At 41.7% G+C, this 396-nt stretch carries 1 protein-coding gene; it reads right to left on the bottom strand.

Annotated elements, in window-relative coordinates:
• Positions 1–396 (bottom strand): DNA gyrase C-terminal beta-propeller domain-containing protein (locus KDL01_RS47365; protein ID WP_281415880.1); only part of this gene is annotated, 396 nt, incomplete at both ends.

Below are 396 nucleotides of genomic sequence, written 5' to 3'. Positions count from 1 at the left end.
CCCCTTGAGTCATACGGCCATTTTTAGAGATATCTTGAACTTCCATACGGATAATAACACCATGATTTGTAACGACCATGATATCCTCATCACCAGACACTGTACCAATGCTGATGAGTTGTCCATTACGTTCCGTTAGTTTCGCTGTTTTAACACCCATTCCGCCACGATTTGAAACGCGGTATTCACTTACTGATGTACGTTTACCGTAACCTTTTTCAGTAACAACTAGTACTTCATCTTCACTATCTTCATCCGCGACACCTAAACCAACAACTTCATCATCATCGCGAAGTCTTATGCCTCTTACACCAGAAGCGATACGACTCATCGCACGTACGTCACTTTCTTTAAAACGAATAAGCGACGCATCTGATGTACCAATAAGGATATGTT

The sequence above is a fragment of the Actinospica durhamensis genome, assembly GCF_018139695.1.
Classification (GTDB): Bacteria; Actinomycetota; Actinomycetes; order Streptomycetales; family Catenulisporaceae; genus Actinospica; species Actinospica durhamensis.
Note: the sequence above shows the minus strand (reverse complement) of the source record. Positions and strands in the feature narration are given on the sequence as shown.